We start from the raw sequence: 19,572 nt of genomic DNA on the forward strand, positions 1-19,572 counted from the left end.
TCATCGGCTCGCAGACCCACGTGGAGATCACCGGGCCGATCAAGTCCCTCTTCTTCCTGATGTTCCTCTTCGCCCTCGGCTACGACGTCGGCCCCAAGTTCTTCCGTTCGCTGCGCAAGGACGCCGTCCCCCAACTGCTGCTCACCCTGGTCGTCCGCATCGGCGGCCTCGCCGGCTGCCGGCTGCTCGCCTCCCTGCTCGGCTACGGCCCGGGCCTGGCGGCGGGCCCGGACGGTGCTGATGGCGACGGTGCCGCCGAGGCGCAGCCGGGTCTCCGTGTCGTGCTCGATGATCTGCCCGGCGCGACGGACGCGGGTGATGCAGATCCGGCGACCTCGTCGCCTTCGACGTGCGCACCAGCGCGGCGACACCCTGGTTCGGTGATGCCGGGCGGTGCGCGCCTGCTGCGCACCGCCCGGCACCACCGGACCGGCCCCGCGTCACCTCACGCCGGACCGCCCTCGCCGTAGGACCGGATCAGGGAGAACACCGCCCCTTCCGGGTCCGCCACCGTGGCCAGCCGACCCCGGATCCGGTCCCGGGCGGGGGTGACGATCCGTCCGCCCAGGTCCACCACCCGATCGGCGGCCGCGTCCGGGTCGCTCACCTCGAAGTACGTCATCCAGTGCGGCCCCCGGTCGCTGGGCAGCGCCCGGCCGACCCCGTGCACGGCGGCGACCGGCCGGCCGGCCAGCAGCAGCGTCAGGTAGTCCAGGCCGCCGGGGCCCTCGGCGTACCGCTCGGCGTCGGGGCCCTTGTACTCCTCGGCCTCGTGCCCGAAGACGTACGCGTAGAACGTGCCGACCGCCACGCTCTCCCGGGTGAGCAACTCGTTCCACACCGGCGTGCCGGGCAGCCCGAACGGCCGCGCTCCCGGCCGGCCCCCGGCCTGCCAGATCCCGAAGATCGCGCCCAGCGGGTCGGAGCAGATCGCCATCCGCTCCACCGGCCCGGCGTCCAGGGGCCCCACCGCGACCGTGCCGCCGCAGGACCGGATCGCCTCGGCGCTCGCATCGGCGTCGTCGGTGGCGAAGTACGTGGTCCAGGCGACCGGAAGGTTGCTGTCCGGCGGCAGCTGGCCGATGCCCGCCACCTCGTCGCCGTCGAGGAACGCCCGGACGTACGGGCCGAGGTGCTGCGGCCCCGGCTCGTACTCCCAGCCGAAGAGGTCGGCGTAGAAGGCCTCGGTGCTCCCGAGACCGTGCGCCATGAGGCTCACCCAACAGGGTGTGCCGGGCGGGCGCCGCGAAGCCCGCGCTGCCTCGGTCATGTCAGCAGTCTCCTCCGTCTCGTCCCCGTACCCGCCCGATGCTTGCACCCCGGGACACCCGTCGCGCCCCGACCGGGCCGGGTCGTCCGGACCTGGCGGAGAGATGACCGAATCCCTGCGGCCCACTGGTGTCGGCCTCGGTACGCGGGCCCCGGGATGGGGGCAGGATGAGCCCATGACTGCGATTGTTTCGGCCTCCGAACTGATGGACGAGCTGGCAGGCCCCCGGCCCCCGGTGCTCCTGGACGTCCGCTGGCAGCTGGGCGGCCCCGACCAGCGCCCCGCCTACGAGGCGGGCCACCTCCCCGGCGCCGTGTACGTCGACCTCGACCGCGAACTGGCAGGTCCGCCCGGGTCGGGCGGACGCCACCCGCTGCCGGACCCGGAGGCGTTCGCGGCGGTCATGCGCCGCGCCGGCGTGGGCTCCGAGACCCCGGTGGTCGTGTACGACGGGGGTCAGGGCTGGGCCGCCGCCCGCGCCTGGTGGCTGTTGCGCTGGACGGGCCACCCGGCCGTGCGCGTCCTCGACGGCGGTCTCGCCTCCTGGACCGCGGCGGGTGCGGCGGTGACCTCCGACGTTCCGCACCCCACGGAAGGCGATTTCAAGCCAAACCCGGGTGCCCTGGACCTGCTGGACGCGGACGGGGCGGCCGCGCTGGCCCGCGCCGGACTCCTCCTGGACGCCCGGGCGGGGGAGCGCTACCGAGGCGAGGTCGAACCGATCGACCGGATCGGCGGTCACATCCCGGGCGCGGTCTCGGCCCCGACCACGGAGAACGTGACGCCGGACGGCCGGTTCCTGCCGACCGGAACGCTGCGCGCCCGCTTCGAGGCCCTGGGCGCCGACGGGAACACCCCGGTGGGCGCGTACTGCGGCTCGGGCGTCTCCGGGGCCCACGAGGTACTGGCCCTGGAGGTGGCCGGAATCCCGGCGGCCCTGTACGCGGGCAGCTGGTCCCAGTGGTCCTCGGACCCGGAGCGCCCCGTGGCGACGGGGCCGGACCCGCAGTAGGGCGGGCGCCGGCCGGTGGGAGGCAGGTCGTGCCGCGGCGCCGCCGACGGGCGGCGGCACGGCACGGCACGGACCGCGCTACTCCTGCTTCTTGCGTCGGGTGCCGAAGACGATCTCGTCCCAACTGGGGACCGCGGCGCGGCGGCCCGGTCGGACCCCGTCGGCCTCGGCCTGACGGTCGGTCGTCCCGGTGAGCCGGTCGCGGTGGCCCGCCACCGTGCGCGGCATCAGCACGTCCGCGTACGCCGCACCGGCGCCCGCCGACGCCGCCGGGGCCGGCGGCTCCTCCGCCTCGATCTCCTCGACCGGGGCCTCGACGCGTTCCGGGACGACCATGTCGCCGCGGAAACTCGGGACGGCTTCCAGCAGGCTGGTCAGCGTGTCCCGTTCCTCCTCGGGCTCGGGGGGGGGCGGCGTCCGGGTGTCGGGCCGCTCCAACTGGCGGTCCAGGGCCCGGTCCAGCGGCCGGTCCCGGGGAAGCCGGGCGATCCGCGGTACGAACGGGAAGCTCGGCTCCGGAGTCGCCGGCAGGTCGTCGGACTCGCCGATCAGGGACCGGGCCTCGTCGTCCACGGCCACGACCAGCCGGCGCGGCGGGTCGTACGTCCAGCTCGCCGAGTGCATTTCGGTGGCGACCCGGTAGACGAGGAGGACCTCCCAGGTGCCGTCGTCGCGGCGCCAGGAGTCCCATTGGACGGATTCCTTGTCGGCCCCGCGCAGGGTGAGCCGTTCCTGTACGGCCTCGCCGAGTTGGGGTCCGGTGTTCTCGCCGGGGCGGCGGACCGGCGTCTTGCGGGCGCGCTCGGCCATGAAGGCGCGCTCGGCCAGTACGGGGCCCTCGAAGCGGCGGACCCGGTCGACGGGGATGCCGGCGAGCTGGGCAACCTCCTCCGCGGAGGCACCGGCTCGTATGCGGGCCTGGATGTCTCGGGGGCGGAGGTGGCTCTCCACCTCGATCTCGATCTGGTTCAGGCGCGCGCGGTCATTGCGCACGGCAGCCCGCAGCCGCTCATCGATCGGAAGCGTGTACTCCGTGCTGTCCGCAGCCTTGAGCACCAGTCGTGTGCCGTCATTTGAGACGGCCACGACACGCAGTTCGGGCATGGGGACCTCCCGGGTGGTGCCTGCCGACGTCACGTGCGTCGCTGCTTCCGCTAGTCGAGTGTGGCCTGCCCGGGTGCAGCCTGCCACAACCTTGCCGTGTTAAACCGGCGTGTCGGGCAAGCGCCCTTGATCGACGTTATGGCACGGTTACCTGTTGGGCACGCACAGTGACCGCTTGATTACTGTGCGCAGCAGGAATCCGAGCAATACCGCGGCATCACCGGTCTTGAGTGCCGTTTCTCCATCAGTCGGCTCCCTCTCCCGAGCCCGGACATCCGAAAGGAAGGACGGCCCCAGGGCTCGCCACAGTACTCCATTCGGGCCACCGGGGTGGACCGCCGCGCCGCCGAAGTTGTCCCGGGCGGCGGGAGTTGGGCTGCCCGAAATCGGATCCGAATCCGTGCCGACCTGCGGGCGTGCCCGATCTCGGGTGTTGTGCTTCACAGAATCCCCAAAAACGGAACTTTCCCCTTCGCTCAGGTGTCAGTAACTGCTGACGGACCACGAGCGCGAGAGGCGTGACACACAGGGGATGGCGATGGGTCAGAAGACGACAGGGGAAACCGGACCGGAGCAGGCGGACGAGGTCAAGAAGCTCGATCTGAGCGTCGCCCAGATCGCGGGGACCTCACTCGCCACGGTCGGCGCGGCGTTGCTCGCCTCGCAGCTCGGCGTCTACGGGACCATCGTCGGCGCCGGCGTGGTCAGCGTGGTCGCCACCGCCGGCGGGCCCGTCATCGGACACGTCTTCCGGCGCACCGGCGACCAGTTGCGCGAGGGCGCCCGCCCCAGGGGCCGTCAGGTCCCGCCGCTGCCGGGGCCGGACGCCCGGACGGCGGTGCTGCCGGCCGCCGCCGAGCCGGCGGGGGAGTTCGGCGAGGCCACCGTGCACGGCACCCGCGTACGGGGCTGGAGGCGCACGGCGGTGGCCTCGGCGGCCGCCTTCGTCGTCGCCATCGGCGGACTCGGGACGTACGAGGCCCTCGCCGGCACCTCCGTGAGCAAGGGCGGCGACACCCTCCTGTCCGCCGGTACCCGCAAGGCCGCCGACCACCGCCCGGCCCCGCCCGGGACGGGGCCGGGCACGGGGGAGGAGGACGGCGAGCGGGGCGGCGGCGGGAAGGAGAGCGGGGACGGGCGGAGCCCCGGGTCCGGGAGTTCGCCGAGCCCCTCGCCCTCGCACGGCGACGGGAGCCGCAGCCCCGAACCCGGCACCTCCCCGTCGGGCGACCCGTCGCCGCCGGTGTCCCCGAGCCCGTCGCGCACGCCGAGCGGCAAGCCGTCGTCCCCGTCGGCCCCGGGGCCGACGCCCGGCGGTTCGGGCGGCGCCACCGGCGGCGCCGGTTCCGCGCCGGGGGCGCCGGAGCCGAGCGGCTCCTGACCGACCGTCGGCGCGGTCAGGCTCCCAGGACGCGCCGCAGGTAGTCGTTGCCGAACAGTCGGTCCGGGTCGAGCCGGTCGCGCAGCGCGGTGAACTCGCCGAAGCGCGGGTAGACCCCGGCGAGGTACTCCGCGTCCCGGGTGTGCACCTTGCCCCAGTGCGGCCGACCGCCGTACTCGGTGAAGATCCGCTCGGCCGCCGTGAAGTAGGCCTGGTACGGAGTGCCCCGGTACATGTGCACCGCGATGTAGGCGCTCTCGCGCCCCGAGGCCGTCGACAGGGTGATGTCGTCCGCCGGAGCCGTGCGCACCTCCACCGGGAAACTGATCCGCAGCCCCGATCGGTCGACCACGGACTTCAGCTCCCGCAGCGCCTCGACGGCGCGCTCGCGGGGCAGCGCGTACTCCATCTCCACGAACCGCACCCGGCGCGGGCTGGTGAACACCTTGTACGGGATGTCCGTGTAGGTGCGGGCCGACAGGGCGCGGCTGGCCACCTTGGCGATGCCGGGGATGGCCGCGGGCACCGCGCGACCCAGGGAGTTGACGGCCTGGAAGACGCCGTTGGACAGCAGCTCGTCCTCGATCCAGGCGCTGACCGGTCCGGGCGGGGCCGCGGGGCCCTGGCTGCGGTTGTTCCGCTTGGTGTTGCAGTTGCCGGTGTGCGGGAACCAGTAGAACTCGAAGTGCTCGTTCTCCGCGACGTGCTCGTCGAACTCGGCGGTCACCCGGTCGAAGCCCATGGGCTCCTCACGGGCGGTCAGGAAGAACAGCGGCTCCACGGCGAGGGTCAGCGAGGTGATGACGCCGAGCGCGCCGATGCCGAGCCGGGCGGCGGCGAAGACGTCCGGGTTCTCCTTCTCGGAGCAGTGCAGCAGCCGCCCGTCCGCGGTGACCAGGTCCAGGGCACGGATCTGCGCGGCGATGGAGGCGGAGTCGCGGCCCGTACCGTGCGTGCCGGTGCTGGTGGCGCCGGAGACGGTCTGCTCCATGATGTCGCCCATGTTCGTGAGCGACAGGCCCTGCGCCGCGAGGGCCAGGTTGAGGTCCTTCAGGACCGTGCCGGCCGCCACCGTGACGGTGCCGGCCGCCCGGTCGACCTCCTGGATGCCGGCCAGCGACTGCGGCCGCAGGAGCACGCCGTCGGTCGCGGCCGCCGCGGTGAAGGAGTGGCCGGTGCCGACCGCCTTCACCCGAAGCCCCTGTTCGGCGGCCCGGCGGACCGCCTCCTGAAGCTCGCCGACCGAGGTCGGTGTCACCACGCGGGTGGGCTTGGACCGGACGTTGCCCGCCCAGTTACGCCACTCGCCCGGCCCGCTCTTCCCCGCCGTCCGCACTGTCGGTGTCTGCGCCATCGCTAGAGGGCTCCTCCCCTTGCGCCGGCCTCGTCAGCCGGCGGTAACCCGCGAACGCCACCGCCGCCGCGGCCGCTCCCGCCGTGATGGAGACGACGTACCCCCGCTGCGCGCCGGCCGCGTCGATGACCAGACCGGTCACCGAGGAGCCGACGGCGACGCCGACCGCGAGCCCGGTGCTGATCCAGGTCATGCCCTCGGTGAGCTTCGCGCGAGGTACGTGCGCCTCGATCAGGGCCATCGTGGTGATCATCGTGGGAGCGATGGCGAGGCCCGAGACGAAGAGCGCCGCGGCCAGAAACGGAAGGTTCCCGGCCAGTAGGAGGGGGATCATACTCACGGCCATCGCACATACGCCCAGTACCCAGCGGGGTTCGGTCCGCCCCTTGAGATGGAGCAGGCCGAACACGATTCCGGCGAGGCAGGAGCCGAGGGCCCAGATGGCCAGCACGAAGCTGGCCGAGGACTTGCTGCCCTGCTCCTCGGCGAAGGCCAGGGTGGAGACGTCGATGGAGCCGAAGATCGCTCCGGTGGCCACGAACGTGGCCGTCAGCACCTGGAGTCCGGGGGAGCGCAGGGCCGAGGTGCGGTCGGTGTCCGCGCCGCGCGGGTGCGGCTCGGGCTCGGTGTCCCGCTGCGCGGTGAGCAGCCAGACGCCGACGAGCAGGCAGACGGCGGCGATCAGCGGGCCGGCCTCGGGGAACCAGATGGTGGACAGCCCGATGGCGAGGATCGGGCCGAAGATGAAGCAGACCTCGTCGATCACGGACTCGAAGGAGTACGCGGTGTGCAGCTCGCGCGGGGAGTCGCGGTAGATCGCGGTCCACCGGGCCCGGATCATCGAGCCGACGCTGGGCACGCAGCCGGCGACGACGGCGCACACGAACAGGGTCCAGTCCGGCCAGCCGTTGGCCGCGGCCAGCAGCATGACGGCGACGGCCAGGACGGAGACCAGCGTGGCGGGCCGCAGCACCCGGCGCTGCCCGTACTGGTCGACCAGGCGGGAGATCTGCGGGCCGAGGACGGCGGCGGAGAGGGCGAGCGCGCCGGTCAGGGCGCTGGCCATCGCGTAGCGGCCGGTGATCTCGGAGATCATGGTGAGGATGCCGACGCCCACCATGGAGAGCGGCAGGCGGCCTATGAGGCCCGCGGCGCTGAACCCCTTGGTGCCGGGAGCAGCGAAGATCGCGCGGTAGGGACTGGGCAAGGGATCTCCGTAAGGGACGTCGTTCGCCCCCACAGATTACGGGCGGCGACGCGGAGCCCGCACGGGGACCGCCCGGCGGCCGACGTCCCGGGCGACTCGACCTGATGTTTCTTAGGTTCACCTTACCTGCGACGCGTCCGGGACGCGGCCCCGGCCGCTTCTCGTCGGCGGAGCCGTGGTGGCAGGATTCGAGGCATGTCAGACCAGCTCCGTGCCCCCGAAGCGCCCGTGGCCGAAGGCCCCGCCGCCCCCTACGACGCCCTCCTGCTGCTGTCCTTCGGCGGCCCCGAGGGACCCGACGACGTCGTGCCGTTCCTGGAGAACGTCACGCGCGGGCGCGGCATCCCGCGCGAGCGGCTGAAGGAGGTCGGGCAGCACTACTTCGGCTTCGGCGGGGTCAGCCCCATCAACGGGCAGAACCGTGAACTGCTGGACGCGCTGCGCAAGGACCTCGCCGAACACGGGCTGGACCTGCCGGTGTACTGGGGCAACCGCAACTGGGCGCCGTACCTGACCGACGTGCTGCGGGAGATGGCCGCCGACGGCCGTCGCCGCATCGCGGTCCTGGCGACCAGCGCGTACGCCTCGTACTCGGGCTGCCGGCAGTACCGGGAGAACCTGGCCGACGCCCTCGCCGCGCTCGCCGACGAGGGCGTGACCGAACTGCCCCGGGTGGACAAGCTGCGGCACTACTTCAACCACCCCGGCTTCGTGGAGCCCATGATCGACGGGGTGCTCACCGCGCTGGCCGCCCTGTCCGATCAGGTGCGCGACGGGGCCCGCCTGGTGTTCACCACGCACTCCATCCCCACCGCCGCCGCCGACGCCTCCGGCCCGACCGAGGAGCACGGCGGGGGCGGCGCGTACGTCAAGCAGCACCTGGACGTCGCGAAGGTGATCGTGGACGCCGTGCGGGAGCGGACGGGCGTCGAACGGCCCTGGGAGCTGGTCTACCAATCCCGCAGCGGCGCCCCGCACGTCCCCTGGCTGGAGCCGGACATCTGCGACCACCTGGAAGCGCTGCACGCCGCGGGCGCCCCGGCGGCGGTGATGGTGCCGATCGGCTTCGTGTCGGACCACATGGAGGTCCTGTACGACCTGGACACCGAGGCGACGGCGAAGGCGGCCGAACTGGGCCTGCCGATCGCCCGTTCGGCCACGGTCGGCGCCGACCCGCGGTTCGCCGCGGCGGTCCGAGACCTCGTCCTGGAGCGGGCGGCCGGCGAGCGCGGCGAGCGCGTCGAGCGGTGCGCGCTCGGTCTGCTGGGGCCCTCTCACGACCTGTGCGCCGTGGGCTGCTGCCCGGCGCGGGCACCGCGGCCGGCGGCCGCGGGCGCCGACAGTCCCTACGCGTAGCCGACCAGGGGAGAAACGTTGATTTCCGAAGAGCTCAAGGCCGAACTGCTCGACGTGGGCCTGGAGGCCGCCCGGCGCGCCGGTGAACTCCTGCGGGACGGCCGACCCGCCGACCTGGCGGTGGCCGCCACCAAGAGCAGCCCGATCGACGTGGTGACCGAGATGGACATCGCGGCCGAGAAGCTGATCACCGGCATCCTCGCCGAACGCCGGCCCGCGGACGGCCTGCTGGGCGAGGAGGGCGCCGACAGCGCCGGCACCAGCGGGGTGCGCTGGGTCATCGACCCGCTCGACGGCACCGTGAACTACCTCTACGGGCTGCCCAGCTGGGGCGTGTCCATCGCGGCCGAGTACCGGGGCGAGACCGTGGTCGGCGTCGTGGAGGCGCCGATGCGCGGGGAAACGTTCCGGGCCGTCCTCGGCGGCGGGGCCTGGCTGGGCGCCGCCCGACTGGCCTGCCGGCCGGCCGCGCCGCTGGACCAGGCGCTGATCGGGACCGGCTTCGGCTACGTCCAGACCCGACGGGCCCACCAGGCCGCGGTCGCGGCGCGGATCATTCCGCGGGTGCGCGACATCCGCCGGGGCGGATCGGCGGCCCTGGACCTGTGCGACGTGGCCGCCGGCCGCATGGACGGGCACTACGAGCGCGGGCTGAACCCCTGGGACCTGGCGGCCGGCGACCTGATCGCCCGCGAGGCCGGCGCCCTCAGCGGCGGCAGGCCGGGCGAGCGGGCCTCCACGGAGCTGGCGCTGGTGGCCTCGCCGGCCGTCTTCGCCTCGCTCCAGCCGCTGCTGGAGGAAGCCGGCGCCTGGCACGACTGACGCCGGGACCGGGAACGAGTCGGCCCCGGCTGCCGAATGCGGCGGCCGGGGCCGGAAGCTGCGGGTCACGAGGTGCTGCGGTGGTGCGGCTCTCGATGGTGCGGGCCGTCCCGGTGGTGCGTACCGCTGGGGTGCTTGGGGTCGCGTGGTCAGGCCGCCGTGACGGGGACGCCGTGCTCCGCGGCGAGGCGCTGGAGATCCTCCAGTTCGGCCTGTTCCACGTCCGCGAGGAAGTCGTCGCCCGTTTCCCGGGCCTTGCTGAGGTCCGACTGGGTGTTCCTGATGCGCTGCAGGAGACCCGAGCTGAATGCGTCCATGGTGGGTGCGCCCCCTCTTCGTGGGCCGGCGGCGGACGAGCGCGTGTCGATCCGCCGTCAAGGAATGGTTGGGGTGTGGTGAGGTCCTCCCCGGCGCCCTGGTCCCAGAAACCTCGTAGGACGAGGGAATCCTCACGTCCGCCGCCCCCTCCCGGGCCCCCGCGGGGGCGCCCAGCGGCGCCTTACAGCCGGTTTACGGCTGAAACCGGCAGGATGGGCGGGCCATACACGTGTGCCCTTCTGGGCTCGAAGGAAGGAAACGACGTGCGCGTACTCGTCGTCGAGGACGAGCAGCTGCTCGCCGATGCGGTGGCCACCGGCCTGCGCCGGGAGGCCATGGCCGTGGACGTCGTGTACGACGGCGCCGCCGCCCTGGAGCGCGTCGGGGTGAACGACTACGACGTCGTCGTGCTCGACCGTGACCTTCCGCTGGTGCACGGCGATGACGTCTGCCGGAAGATCGTCGAGCTGGGCATGCCCACCCGGGTGCTCATGCTGACCGCCTCCGGCGACGTCAGCGACCGGGTCGAGGGCCTGGAGCTCGGCGCCGACGACTACCTGCCCAAGCCCTTCGCCTTCACCGAGCTGACCGCCCGCGTGCGCGCCCTGGGGCGGCGTACGACGGTGGCGCTGCCGCCCGTCCTGGAGCGGGCCGGGATCAAGCTCGACCCGAACCGGCGCGAGGTGTTCCGCGACGGCCGGGAAGTGCAACTGGCGCCGAAGGAGTTCGCGGTGCTGGAGGTCCTCATGCGCAGCGAGGGGACCGTGGTGTCCGCCGAGCAGCTCCTGGAGAAGGCCTGGGACGAGAACACCGACCCCTTCACCAACGTGGTCCGGGTGACCGTCATGACCCTGCGCCGCAAGCTCGGCGAGCCGCCGGTCATCGTGACCGTCCCCGGTTCGGGATACCGGATCTGACGCGGGTGGCAGCGACCCCGGCGCCACCGGCGGCGCCACCGAAACCCACCTGGGACCCCGGCCAGGCCGAGGGTCCCTTCCCGTGGCTGCGCCCGACCATCCGGATACGGCTCACCCTGTTGTACGGCGGCATGTTCCTCATCGCGGGCATCCTGCTGCTGTCGATCATCTACCTGCTGGCCGCGCAGGCCCTGCGGGAGGGCAACGCCCTCCCGTTCAAGATCGTCGGCGGCCAGAAGGTCGAGGTGTCCAGCAGCACCTGTCCCGGTGTGGTCGGCATCGACCAGTCCTTCGACCAGTTCAACGCCGCCATCGGCAAGTGCATCATCGAACAGCGCCGGCACGCGCTGGACGATCTGCTGAGCCGGTCGCTGATGGCCCTGCTGGGCTTGAGCATCATCGCCTTCGCCTTCGGCTACGCGATGGCCGGCCGGGTGCTCTCGCCGCTGGGCAAGATCACCCGTACCGCCCGCCGGGTCGTCGGCTCCGACCTGACCCGGCGGATCGAGCTGGACGGGCCGGACGACGAGCTCAAGGAGCTCGCCGACACCTTCGACGAGATGCTCGACCGCCTGGAGCGGGCCTTCACGGCGCAGCAGCGCTTCGTGGCCAACGCCTCGCACGAGTTGCGGACCCCGCTGGCCATCAACCGGACGTTGCTGGAGGTGCACCTCTCGGATCCCGGGGCGCCGGTGGAACTCCAACAGCTCGGCAAGACGCTGCTGGCCACCAACGAGCGCAGCGAGCAGCTCGTCGAGGGCCTGCTGCTGTTGGCCCGCAGCGAGAACCAGATCGTCGAGCGCAAGCCCGTCGACCTGGCGGAGGTCGCTTCGCGCGCCATCGACCAGGCGCGCGGGGAGGCCCAGGCCAAGGGCGTGGAGGTGCGCGGCGAGCGCGCGTTGGTCGTGGTGCAGGGCAACGGCGTCCTGTTGGAGCGGATCGCCCTCAACCTGGTGCAGAACGCCGTCCGGTACAACGTCCCGGAGGGCGGCTGGGTGGAGGTCACGACCGAGGCCCAGCACGGCCAAGCGGTGCTCCTGGTATCGAACACGGGTCCCGTTGTTCCCGCGTACGAGGTGGACAACCTGTTCGAGCCCTTCAGGCGGCTGCGTACGGAGCGAACGGGCAGCGACAAGGGTGTGGGCCTCGGTCTGTCGATCGCGCGCTCCGTGGCCCGCGCTCACGGCGGTCGCATCCAGGCGACGCCCCGCGAGGGTGGTGGCCTGGTGATGCGTGTCACGTTGCCCCTTTGATCCACTGGGGGTGCGTTCGCTGTGAGCGGAACCACCCGGGAGGATGATGGACGGTAGTTGTGTGATCGATCACATTGTCGAGTGTCGGGTCATGTGCGTTCAGTGACCCCGAGGCGGCCGGAAAGCCCGGGAAGTCCGGGTTTCCGGCCCCCCTGATGGCGGGAATCACACGGGGTGGCGTTTGTGCATGACGCCCCCCGGACCGTGTACGGTCCCGCTCGTCATCCCAGCTACAAGCCCTTCGGGCGTGCGGCTGGGTGTCGATTGAGTAACAGACCTTGATGTGAGGCAAAATCTCCGCCTCAGGTCGGGCACAAGTCCGGCCTCTCGCGCGTTACGTGCGCTGAGACACCGCTAAATCCCAGAGGGGGAGAGCGAAAAAATGGCAACGGACTACGACACCCCGCGCAAGACCGATGACGACGTCGACAACGACAGCATCGAGGAGCTGAAGGCCCGGCGCAGCGAGAAGTCCTCGTCAGTCGTCGACGTCGACGACTTCGACGGGGCCGAGAGCCTCGAACTGCCCGGCGCGGACCTTTCCAACGAGGAACTGGCCGTCCGGGTGCTGCCCAAGCAGGCCGATGAGTTCACCTGCATGAGCTGCTTCCTGGTGCACCACCGCAGTCAGCTGGCGCGCGAGAAGAACGGTCAGCCGATCTGCCGCGACTGCGACTGAGGCCTCGGCCGTGACGGGCTCGACGCCGTTTCGGAAGCGACGCTTCCGTAAATCTGGTGGTCAGGCGGAGACGCAGGCGGCAGCCACGGACCCGGTAACGGGTCCTGGGGCCTCCGGCGGCTCGGCCATCGAGAGGACTGCCGTGCCCAGCGACACCGCCCCCGCGGTGCCGTCGGACACGGACGTCGACGACAAGCCCCGGCACCTGTCCGGGGTGCGTCCGGTGCAGGCCGTCAGGAACGGCGTGCGCAGGGGCGGCGAGAGCGTGAAGGCCGCCGCCCTGTACATCAGCGACCGGATCATCGAGAACGCCCCGCGCGTTCCGGTGCGGGACCTCGCGACACTGCGCGCGCAGTTCCCGGACCTCGGTCCCGATCAGCTCGCCGACAAGCTGATCGCCGGCGCCGCCAACGCCACGTCCACCGTGGGCGCGGGCATCGGCGCCGCGGCGATGCTGCCGGTTCCGCCCGCCATGCCGGCGGAGCTGGCCGCGGAGATCACCGGCGTGGCGGTGATCGAGCTGAAGCTCATCGCCGAACTCCACGAGGTCTACGGACTCCGCCCGCCGGGGAACCTGAAGGAGCGCAGCCTCGCCTACCTCACGTCGTGGACGGAGGAGCGCGGGGTGGACCTGACCAAGCCGACGACGCTCAACGTGGCGCTTGGCGGTCAGATGAAGCGCGAACTGCGCCAACAGATCATGAAGCGGATGTTCCGCAACCTGCCGAACCTGATGCCCTTCATGGTGGGCGCCGCCGTCGGCGCCGTCATGAACCGCAAGGACACCAGGAAGCTCGCCGAGAAGGTGCGTGGGGACCTGCGCGGTCGCGCCGTGCCCTGGAGTGCCCTCCCGGCCCTGCCGCCCCTGGAACGGCCCTCCGGGCCCCTTCCCGAGGCCGCCAGGATCGCACTGGAGGGCCCCCCGGCACGCGGCGACGACTGAGGCCGGCCGCCGAGGGCGCCGGCCCCCGCGTTCAGGCCCCGGCGGGGGCGGCCTTCGCCGCCCGGATCGCCGCCGACAGGGCCTGAGGCTCCCGGGTGGAGAGGTAGACGTACGGGGTCGGGTCCGCCGGGTCCGTCACCTCGACGCGGACCGCCGTCGGCACGTAGCTGCGCATCAGCATGAACGCGCGGGTGTCGGCCTTGTACGTGCGCCAGGCGCGGGCCTCCTCCGCGTCCAGGACCTCGGGCTCGCCCAGAGCGCTCACCGGGATCCGGGCTGTGCCCGCCGCCAGCGAACCGTTCACCACGCGCACGCGCGCGGAACCGTACGAACTCACCAGCAGGCCCGTCAGCGCCGAGCCGCCGATCAGCCCCGCGAGCAGCGGCGTCGTCCCGAGCGGGAAGAGCATCAGCGCGCACGCGAGGCCCGCCAGCACGACGATGCCCCACCAGGAGCGGGGAGCGGACAGGCGTTCGTCGTGGTGCGCGGGGGAGAGCTGCATACGGGCAAGCCTGCCACGAGGCGACCGGCGGGTAGCCGCGCGGGTAAGGTCTGCGGCTGTGAGTGGACGAAACACAGCGTTGACGCCCCCGGCCGATGCCGCCGCACCGGTCCGGCACCCCGACGCGCCGGCACCCGGCGAGCTCCTCGGCGCGCACTACGAACACTGTTTCGGCTGCGGCGGCGGACAGCCGCACGGCCTCCACCTGGAGGCCCGCGCCGGCGAGGGCGTGCGCGTCACCGCCGAGTTCACCGTCCGTCCCGCTCATCAGGGCGCGCCCGGCCTCGCCCACGGCGGCGTGCTGGCCACCGCGCTCGACGAGACGCTGGGTTCCCTGAACTGGCTGCTGCGGCTCATAGCCGTCACCGGCCGGTTGGAGACCGACTTCCTGCGGCCCGTCCCCGTGGACACCGTGCTGCACCTGGAGGCGGAGGTCACCGCCGTGGCCGGGCGGAAGATCTACTCCACGGCCGTCGGCCGGATCGGCGGCCCGCAGGGCCCGATCGCGGTCCGGGCGGACGCCCTCTTCATCGAAGTGAAGGTCGACCACTTCATCGACAACGGTCGGCCCGAGGAGATCCGGGCGGCGATGGCCGACCCGGACCAGGTCAGGCGCGCACGCGCCTTCGAGGTGAACCCCTGATGTCCCAGAACACCCATGCGCCCCGCCATGACGTCGACGTGCTGATCCGCCGGGTCGACCCCGAGGTGCCCCTGCCCGCCTACGGCCACCCCGGTGACGCGGGCTGCGACCTGGTCACCACCGTGGCCGCGGAACTGGCGCCCGGCGAGCGGACCGTCCTGCCCACCGGTGTCTCGATCGCCCTGCCCGACGGGTACGCCGCGTTCGTCCACCCCCGCTCCGGCCTGGCCGCCCGCTGCGGGCTCGCGCTCGTGAATGCCCCGGGGACGGTGGATGCCGGGTACCGTGGGGAAATCAAGGTGATCGTGGTCAATCTCGACCCTCGCGAGAGCGTCAGGTTCGAGCGTTTCGACCGCATTGCCCAGCTGGTTGTCCAGCGGGTCGAGAAGGTGCGCTTCCACGAGGTGGAGGAGCTTCCCGGCTCGGCCCGGGCCGACGGGGGGTTCGGCTCCACCGGCGGTCATGCGGCCGTGGCCGGATCCGGCGCTGGTCAGCAGGGTGGGAATGGCTACGCTTCGGTCGTAACCGACCGGGAAGGACAGTGACGTGTTCGGACGTCGCAAGAAGAACGACTCCGTCAAGGACGGCGGCGCGGCCGAGCAGGTCGACGGCGTGCGCGCCGATGAGCCGGACGACGCCGACGAGCTCGGCTCGGCCAAGCCGCGCAGGATGAACCTGCCGCCGGCCCCGCGGCCCGACGGCCCGTGGGACGTCGCCGAGGTGCTCGGCGACCCGGCCGACGGCCGCGTCGACCTGGGCGGCATCCTCGTGCCCGGTGTCGAGGGCATGGAACTGCGCGTCGAGGTCGCCGGTGACGCGATCGTGGCCGCCACCGTCGTCCTCGGGGACAGCGCGGTGCAGTTGCAGGCCTTCGCCGCCCCCAAGAAGGAGGGCATCTGGGGCGAGGTCCGTGACGAGATCGCCACGGGCATCACCCAGCAGGGCGGCATCATCGACGAGGTCCAGGGCCCCCTCGGCTGGGAACTGCGGGCGCAGGTGCCCGTACCCCTGCCGGACGGCCAGACCGGCGCCCAGCTGGTGCGCTTCATCGGCGTCGACGGTCCCCGCTGGTTCCTGCGCGGTGTCATCTCCGGCCAGGGCGCGGTGCGCCCCGAGTCGGCCGGTGTGCTGGAGCAGATCTTCCGGGACACCGTGGTGCTGCGCGGCGACGGCCCGATGGCCCCCCGTGACCCGATCGTCCTGAAGCTGCCGAACGACGCCCAGATGGTGCCGGACGGCGTGCAGACGGCCGAGGACCAGGAGGGCTCCCGCTTCTCCGGCGGCATGGGCCAGCTGGAGCGCGGCCCGGAGATCACCGAGGTCCGCTGATCCCACGAGCAGTCCGCCGGCGGGCGGGTCGCGCTCCCTTCGGGGGCGGGCCCGCCCGCGCGCGTTTTCGGCCACCGCCGGCGCCCGCGGCGGCGGGCGGGCGCGCGTCAGGGATGCGTCAGGGATGGGCGCACGGCGGCCCATCGGTGCGTGAACAGCGGTGACGTCCCCGAGAATGGGCGCATGGGACGCGGCAGGCTCAGGATCTATCTCGGCGCGGCGCCCGGCGTGGGCAAGACGTACGCCATGCTCTCGGAGGGCCACCGCCGGGTGGAGCGGGGCGGCGACTGCGTCGTCGGCTTCGTCGAGCACCACGGGCGACCGCGCACCGAGGTCATGCTGCACGGCCTCGAACAGGTCCCGCGCCGGGAGCTGCTCCACCGCGGCGCCGCTTTCACGGAGATGGACGTGGACGCGCTGCTCGCCCGCCGACCCGCCGTGGCGCTGGTGGACGAACTGGCGCACACCAACGTGCCCGGCTCCCGCAACGCCAAGCGCTGGCAGGACGTCGAGGAGCTGCTGCGGGCCGGCGTCGACGTGGTGTCCACGGTCAACATCCAACACCTGGAGTCCCTCGGGGACGTGGTCGAGGCGATCACGGGCGTCCGGCAGCGGGAGACGGTGCCGGACGAGGTGGTGCGGCGGGCCGACCAGGTCGAGCTCGTCGACATGTCCCCGCAGGCCCTGCGCCGGCGGATGGCGCACGGGAACATATACAAGCCCGACAAGGTCGACGCGGCCCTGTCCAACTACTTCCGCCCCGGCAACCTGACGGCGCTGCGCGAACTCGCGCTGCTGTGGGTGGCCGACCGGGCCGACGAGTACCTCCAGCAGTACCGGGGCGAGCACGACATCCGCTCCACCTGGCAGGCGCGCGAGCGGATCGTCGTCGGGCTCACCGGTGGCCCGGAGGGGCGCACGCTGATCCGTCGCGCCTCCCGGGTGGCGGCGAAGGGTTCCGGCAGCGAGATCCTCGCCGTCTACATCGCCCGCAGCGACGGTTTGACCTCCGCCTCCCCGAAGGAACTCGCGGTTCAGCGGACCTTGGTCGAGGACCTTGGCGGAACGTTTCACCATGTGATCGGGGACAACGTCCCCGACGGCCTCCTCGCCTTCGCCCGCGGGGTCAACGCCACCCAGATCGTCCTCGGCTCCAGCCGCCGCAAGGCCTGGCAGTACGTCCTCGGTCCCGGAGTCGGTGCCACCGTGGCCCGCGACTCGGGTCCCGACCTGGACGTCCACATCGTCACCCACGAGGAGGTCGCCAAGGGGCGCGGACTGCCCGTCGTCCGCTCGGCGGCCCGCCTCGGCAGGCCCCGCATCGTGGCCGGCTGGCTGGTCGGGGCGCTCTGCCCGGTCCTCCTGTGCCTCCTGCTCACGCACATCGACACCGATCCCGGCCTCGCCAACGACATGCTGCTGTTCCTGGCGCTGACCGTGGCGTCCGCGCTGCTCGGCGGCCTGTGGCCGGCCCTCGCCTCCGCCGCCATCGGCTCGTTGCTGCTGAACTGGTTCTTCGCCCCGCCGCTGCACCGGCTCACCGTCGCCGACCCCCGCAACATCATGGCCATCGCGGTGTTCTTCGGAGTCGCCGTGTCCGTCGCCTCCGTCGTCGACCTGGCCGCCCGGCGCACCCACCAGGCCGCGCGGCTGCGCGCCGAGTCCGAGATCCTCTCCTTCCTCGCCGGGAGCGTGCTGCGCGGCGAGACCGCCCTGGGGGCGCTGCTGGAGCGGGTACGGGAGACCTTCGCGATGGAGTCCGTCGCGCTGCTGGAGCGGCAGGGCGACGTCGAACCCTGGACCCGGGCCGGCAGCGTCGGACCCAACCCGGCGGCCCGGCCCGAGGACGCCGACGTGGACATGCCGATCGGGGACCACATGGCACTGGCCCTGTCCGGGCGGGTCCTGCCCGCGGAGGACCGCCGGGTGCTCGGCGCCTTCGCCGCCCAGGCCGCCGTCGTACTGGACCGCCAGCGGCTCGTCGGCGAGGCCGAGGAGGCCCGCCGGCTCGCCGAGGGCAACCGGATCCGTACCGCGCTGCTCGCCGCCGTCAGCCACGACCTGCGCACGCCGCTCGCCTCCATCAAGGCGTCCGTCAGCTCCCTGCGCTCCGACGACGTCGAGTGGTCCGAGGAGGACCGGGCGGAACTGCTGGAGGGCATCGAGGACGGCGCCGACCGGCTCGACCACCTGGTGGGCAACCTGCTCGACATGTCCCGGCTCCAGACCGGGACGGTGACCCCGCTGATCCGCGAGATCGACCTCGACGAGGTGGTTCCGATGGCGCTGGGCGGCGTACCGGAGGACAGCGTGCTGCTCGACGTGCCCGAGACCCTGCCCATGGTGGCGGTGGACCCGGGGCTGCTGGAGCGGACCGTGGCCAACGTGGTGGAGAACGCCGTCAAGTACAGCCCGGTCGGGCAGCCCGTGCTCGTCGCCGCCAGTTTCCTCGGCGACCGGGTCGAGGTACGGGTCGTCGACCGCGGCCGGGGGGTCCCCGACGAGGCCAAGGACCGCATCTTCGCCCCCTTCCAGCGCTACGGGGACGCCCCCCGCGGCGCCGGCGTGGGCCTCGGCCTCGCCGTCGCCCGGGGCTTCGCCGAGGCCATGGGCGGCAGCCTCGCCGCCGAGGACACCCCCGGCGGCGGGCTGACGATGGTGCTCACCCTGCGCGCGGCCGGCCGGGACCGGCCGCCGCCCGACGGCCCGCCGGCCGCGACCCGGGCCGGATCCCCGCGCGTGGACACGGCAGCCGACCCCGAACGACAGAAAGCAGGACCCCGATGACCCGGGTGCTCGTGGTGGACGACGAACCGCAGATCGTCCGGGCCCTCGTGATCAACCTCAAGGCGCGTCGCTACGAGGTCGACGCCGCCTCCGACGGCGCGGGAGCCCTGGAGCTCGCCGCCGCCCGCCACCCCGACGTGGTCGTCCTCGACCTCGGGCTGCCCGACATGGACGGGATCGAGGTGATCAGGGGGCTGCGCGGTTGGACCCGGGTGCCGATCCTCGTGCTCTCCGCCCGCCACACCTCCGACGAGAAGGTCGAGGCCCTCGACGCGGGCGCCGACGACTACGTCACCAAGCCCTTCGGCATGGACGAACTGCTGGCGCGGCTGCGCGCCGCCGTCCGCCGGGCCGAACCCGCGGCCGGCGCGGGCGGGGACGAGGTGATCGTGCGGACCGAGGGGTTCACCGTCGACCTCGCCGCCAAGAAGGCGGTGCGCGCGGGGCGCGACGTACGCCTGACCCCCACCGAGTGGCACCTGCTGGAGGTGCTGGTCCGCAACGGCGGGAAGCTGGTCAGCCAGAAGCAGCTCCTCCAGGAGGTCTGGGGGCCCTCCTACGGCACGGAAACCAACTACCTGCGGGTCTACATGGCCCAACTGCGCCGCAAGCTGGAGGCCGACCCCTCGCACCCGCGGCACTTCATCACCGAGCCGGGCATGGGATACCGCTTCGAGAGGTAGCGGGGGCGCCGG

20 protein-coding genes are annotated in these 19,572 nt (G+C 72.8%); 14 read left to right on the forward strand and 6 right to left on the reverse strand.

The window, feature by feature from the left end; genetic code table 11:
* The first annotated feature begins 20 nt into the window (after positions 1–20).
* Positions 21–470, forward strand: a complete 450-nt coding sequence (locus AB0D46_RS16415; RefSeq protein WP_362877998.1) for a hypothetical protein — start codon at positions 21–23, stop codon at positions 468–470.
* Here AB0D46_RS16415 and AB0D46_RS16420 read toward each other — a convergent pair.
* Positions 446–1,270, reverse strand: a complete 825-nt coding sequence (locus AB0D46_RS16420) for a VOC family protein (RefSeq protein WP_362877999.1) — start codon at positions 1,268–1,270, stop codon at positions 446–448. The two genes, AB0D46_RS16415 and AB0D46_RS16420, sit on opposite strands and share 25 nt — an antisense overlap.
* 175 nt (positions 1,271–1,445) lie before the next feature.
* On the opposite strand from AB0D46_RS16420, the gene AB0D46_RS16425 reads away from it, so the two are divergent.
* Positions 1,446–2,282: a sulfurtransferase gene (locus AB0D46_RS16425; protein ID WP_362878000.1), complete on the forward strand. Its 837-nt coding sequence runs from the start codon at positions 1,446–1,448 to the stop codon at positions 2,280–2,282.
* 78 nt (positions 2,283–2,360) lie between these two features.
* Here the strand turns inward: AB0D46_RS16425 and sepH are convergent, their stop codons facing one another.
* Positions 2,361–3,386, reverse strand: coding sequence for a septation protein SepH (sepH, locus tag AB0D46_RS16430; protein ID WP_362878001.1), 1,026 nt, complete (start codon positions 3,384–3,386; stop codon positions 2,361–2,363).
* Between the two features lie 538 nt (positions 3,387–3,924).
* Here sepH and AB0D46_RS16435 point away from each other — a divergent pair.
* A complete protein-coding gene (locus AB0D46_RS16435; protein ID WP_362878002.1) occupies positions 3,925–4,767 on the forward strand; it encodes a hypothetical protein in 843 nt (280 codons plus the stop codon).
* 16 nt (positions 4,768–4,783) lie between these two features.
* On the opposite strand, the gene AB0D46_RS16440 is transcribed toward AB0D46_RS16435, so the two are convergent.
* Positions 4,784–6,121: a D-arabinono-1,4-lactone oxidase gene (locus AB0D46_RS16440; protein WP_362878003.1), complete on the reverse strand. Its 1,338-nt coding sequence runs from the start codon at positions 6,119–6,121 to the stop codon at positions 4,784–4,786.
* Positions 6,063–7,328 (reverse strand): MFS transporter, encoded by a 1,266-nt coding sequence (locus AB0D46_RS16445; RefSeq protein WP_362878004.1) that lies wholly within the window; start codon positions 7,326–7,328, stop codon positions 6,063–6,065. The genes AB0D46_RS16440 and AB0D46_RS16445 overlap by 59 nt, the downstream gene beginning before the upstream one ends.
* 195 nt (positions 7,329–7,523) lie before the next feature.
* Here AB0D46_RS16445 and AB0D46_RS16450 point away from each other — a divergent pair, with 195 nt between their 5' ends.
* Complete coding sequence (locus tag AB0D46_RS16450) at positions 7,524–8,684, forward strand: ferrochelatase (protein ID WP_362878005.1); 1,161 nt, start codon at positions 7,524–7,526, stop codon at positions 8,682–8,684.
* A gap of 21 nt (positions 8,685–8,705) precedes the next feature.
* Positions 8,706–9,506 carry an inositol monophosphatase family protein gene (locus AB0D46_RS16455; RefSeq protein WP_362878062.1) on the forward strand — a complete coding sequence of 267 codons (801 nt, stop codon included), beginning with the start codon at positions 8,706–8,708 and terminating at the stop codon, positions 9,504–9,506.
* Positions 9,507–9,655: 149 nt separating this feature from the next.
* On the opposite strand, the gene AB0D46_RS16460 is transcribed toward AB0D46_RS16455, so the two are convergent.
* Complete coding sequence (locus AB0D46_RS16460) at positions 9,656–9,823, reverse strand: hypothetical protein (protein WP_362878006.1); 168 nt, start codon at positions 9,821–9,823, stop codon at positions 9,656–9,658.
* Positions 9,824–10,087: 264 nt separating this feature from the next.
* Here AB0D46_RS16460 and AB0D46_RS16465 point away from each other — a divergent pair, with 264 nt between their 5' ends.
* The 4 genes from AB0D46_RS16465 to AB0D46_RS16480 all read left to right on the forward strand — a co-directional run bounded on the left by AB0D46_RS16465 (position 10,088) and on the right by AB0D46_RS16480 (position 13,616).
* Positions 10,088–10,741: a response regulator transcription factor gene (locus AB0D46_RS16465; protein WP_281206972.1), complete on the forward strand. Its 654-nt coding sequence runs from the start codon at positions 10,088–10,090 to the stop codon at positions 10,739–10,741.
* 5 nt (positions 10,742–10,746) lie between these two features.
* A complete protein-coding gene (locus AB0D46_RS16470) occupies positions 10,747–11,994 on the forward strand; it encodes a HAMP domain-containing sensor histidine kinase (RefSeq protein WP_362878007.1) in 1,248 nt (415 codons plus the stop codon).
* Between the two features lie 382 nt (positions 11,995–12,376).
* Positions 12,377–12,673 carry a DUF4193 domain-containing protein gene (locus AB0D46_RS16475; protein WP_362878008.1) on the forward strand — a complete coding sequence of 99 codons (297 nt, stop codon included), beginning with the start codon at positions 12,377–12,379 and terminating at the stop codon, positions 12,671–12,673.
* A gap of 10 nt (positions 12,674–12,683) precedes the next feature.
* The gene (locus AB0D46_RS16480) at positions 12,684–13,616 is read left to right on the forward strand and encodes a hypothetical protein (RefSeq protein WP_362878009.1); all 933 of its coding nucleotides are present in this window, start codon (positions 12,684–12,686) and stop codon (positions 13,614–13,616) included.
* A gap of 31 nt (positions 13,617–13,647) precedes the next feature.
* Here the strand turns inward: AB0D46_RS16480 and AB0D46_RS16485 are convergent, their stop codons facing one another.
* Positions 13,648–14,118 carry a DUF3093 domain-containing protein gene (locus AB0D46_RS16485; RefSeq protein ID WP_362878010.1) on the reverse strand — a complete coding sequence of 157 codons (471 nt, stop codon included), beginning with the start codon at positions 14,116–14,118 and terminating at the stop codon, positions 13,648–13,650.
* 58 nt (positions 14,119–14,176) lie between these two features.
* Here AB0D46_RS16485 and AB0D46_RS16490 point away from each other — a divergent pair, with 58 nt between their 5' ends.
* The 5 genes from AB0D46_RS16490 to AB0D46_RS16510 all read left to right on the forward strand — a co-directional run bounded on the left by AB0D46_RS16490 (position 14,177) and on the right by AB0D46_RS16510 (position 19,560).
* On the forward strand, positions 14,177–14,761 hold the full coding sequence (locus AB0D46_RS16490; RefSeq protein ID WP_362878011.1) for a PaaI family thioesterase: 585 nt from the start codon (positions 14,177–14,179) through the stop codon (positions 14,759–14,761).
* Positions 14,761–15,306, forward strand: coding sequence for a dUTP diphosphatase (dut, locus tag AB0D46_RS16495; RefSeq protein ID WP_362878012.1), 546 nt, complete (start codon positions 14,761–14,763; stop codon positions 15,304–15,306). Before AB0D46_RS16490 ends, dut begins: the two co-directional genes overlap by 1 nt.
* A 1-nt stretch (position 15,307) precedes the next feature.
* Entirely contained in the window at positions 15,308–16,090 is a 783-nt protein-coding gene (locus AB0D46_RS16500; protein ID WP_362878013.1) for a DUF3710 domain-containing protein, read from the forward strand.
* Between the two features lie 183 nt (positions 16,091–16,273).
* On the forward strand, positions 16,274–18,877 hold the full coding sequence (locus tag AB0D46_RS16505; RefSeq protein ID WP_362878014.1) for a sensor histidine kinase KdpD: 2,604 nt from the start codon (positions 16,274–16,276) through the stop codon (positions 18,875–18,877).
* Entirely contained in the window at positions 18,874–19,560 is a 687-nt protein-coding gene (locus AB0D46_RS16510) for a response regulator (protein WP_362878015.1), read from the forward strand. Before AB0D46_RS16505 ends, AB0D46_RS16510 begins: the two co-directional genes overlap by 4 nt.
* Positions 19,561–19,572 lie beyond the last annotated feature (12 nt).

The sequence above is a fragment of the Streptomyces sp. NPDC048383 genome (assembly GCF_040651775.1).
GTDB lineage: Bacteria > Actinomycetota > Actinomycetes > Streptomycetales > Streptomycetaceae > Streptomyces.

Coding starts and splice junctions, on each gene's coding strand:
- AB0D46_RS16440 (WP_362878003.1), bottom strand. CDS start 6,121: ATGGCGCAGACACCGACAGTGCGGACGGCGGGGAAGAGCGGGCCGGGC.
- AB0D46_RS16485 (WP_362878010.1), bottom strand. CDS start 14,118: ATGCAGCTCTCCCCCGCGCACCACGACGAACGCCTGTCCGCTCCCCGC.
- AB0D46_RS16510 (WP_362878015.1), top strand. CDS start 18,874: ATGACCCGGGTGCTCGTGGTGGACGACGAACCGCAGATCGTCCGGGCC.
- AB0D46_RS16450 (WP_362878005.1), top strand. CDS start 7,524: ATGTCAGACCAGCTCCGTGCCCCCGAAGCGCCCGTGGCCGAAGGCCCC.
- AB0D46_RS16475 (WP_362878008.1), top strand. CDS start 12,377: ATGGCAACGGACTACGACACCCCGCGCAAGACCGATGACGACGTCGAC.
- AB0D46_RS16420 (WP_362877999.1), bottom strand. CDS start 1,270: ATGACCGAGGCAGCGCGGGCTTCGCGGCGCCCGCCCGGCACACCCTGT.
- AB0D46_RS16505 (WP_362878014.1), top strand. CDS start 16,274: ATGGGACGCGGCAGGCTCAGGATCTATCTCGGCGCGGCGCCCGGCGTG.
- AB0D46_RS16435 (WP_362878002.1), top strand. CDS start 3,925: ATGGGTCAGAAGACGACAGGGGAAACCGGACCGGAGCAGGCGGACGAG.
- dut (WP_362878012.1), top strand. CDS start 14,761: ATGTCCCAGAACACCCATGCGCCCCGCCATGACGTCGACGTGCTGATC.
- AB0D46_RS16425 (WP_362878000.1), top strand. CDS start 1,446: ATGACTGCGATTGTTTCGGCCTCCGAACTGATGGACGAGCTGGCAGGC.
- AB0D46_RS16460 (WP_362878006.1), bottom strand. CDS start 9,823: ATGGACGCATTCAGCTCGGGTCTCCTGCAGCGCATCAGGAACACCCAG.
- sepH (WP_362878001.1), bottom strand. CDS start 3,386: ATGCCCGAACTGCGTGTCGTGGCCGTCTCAAATGACGGCACACGACTG.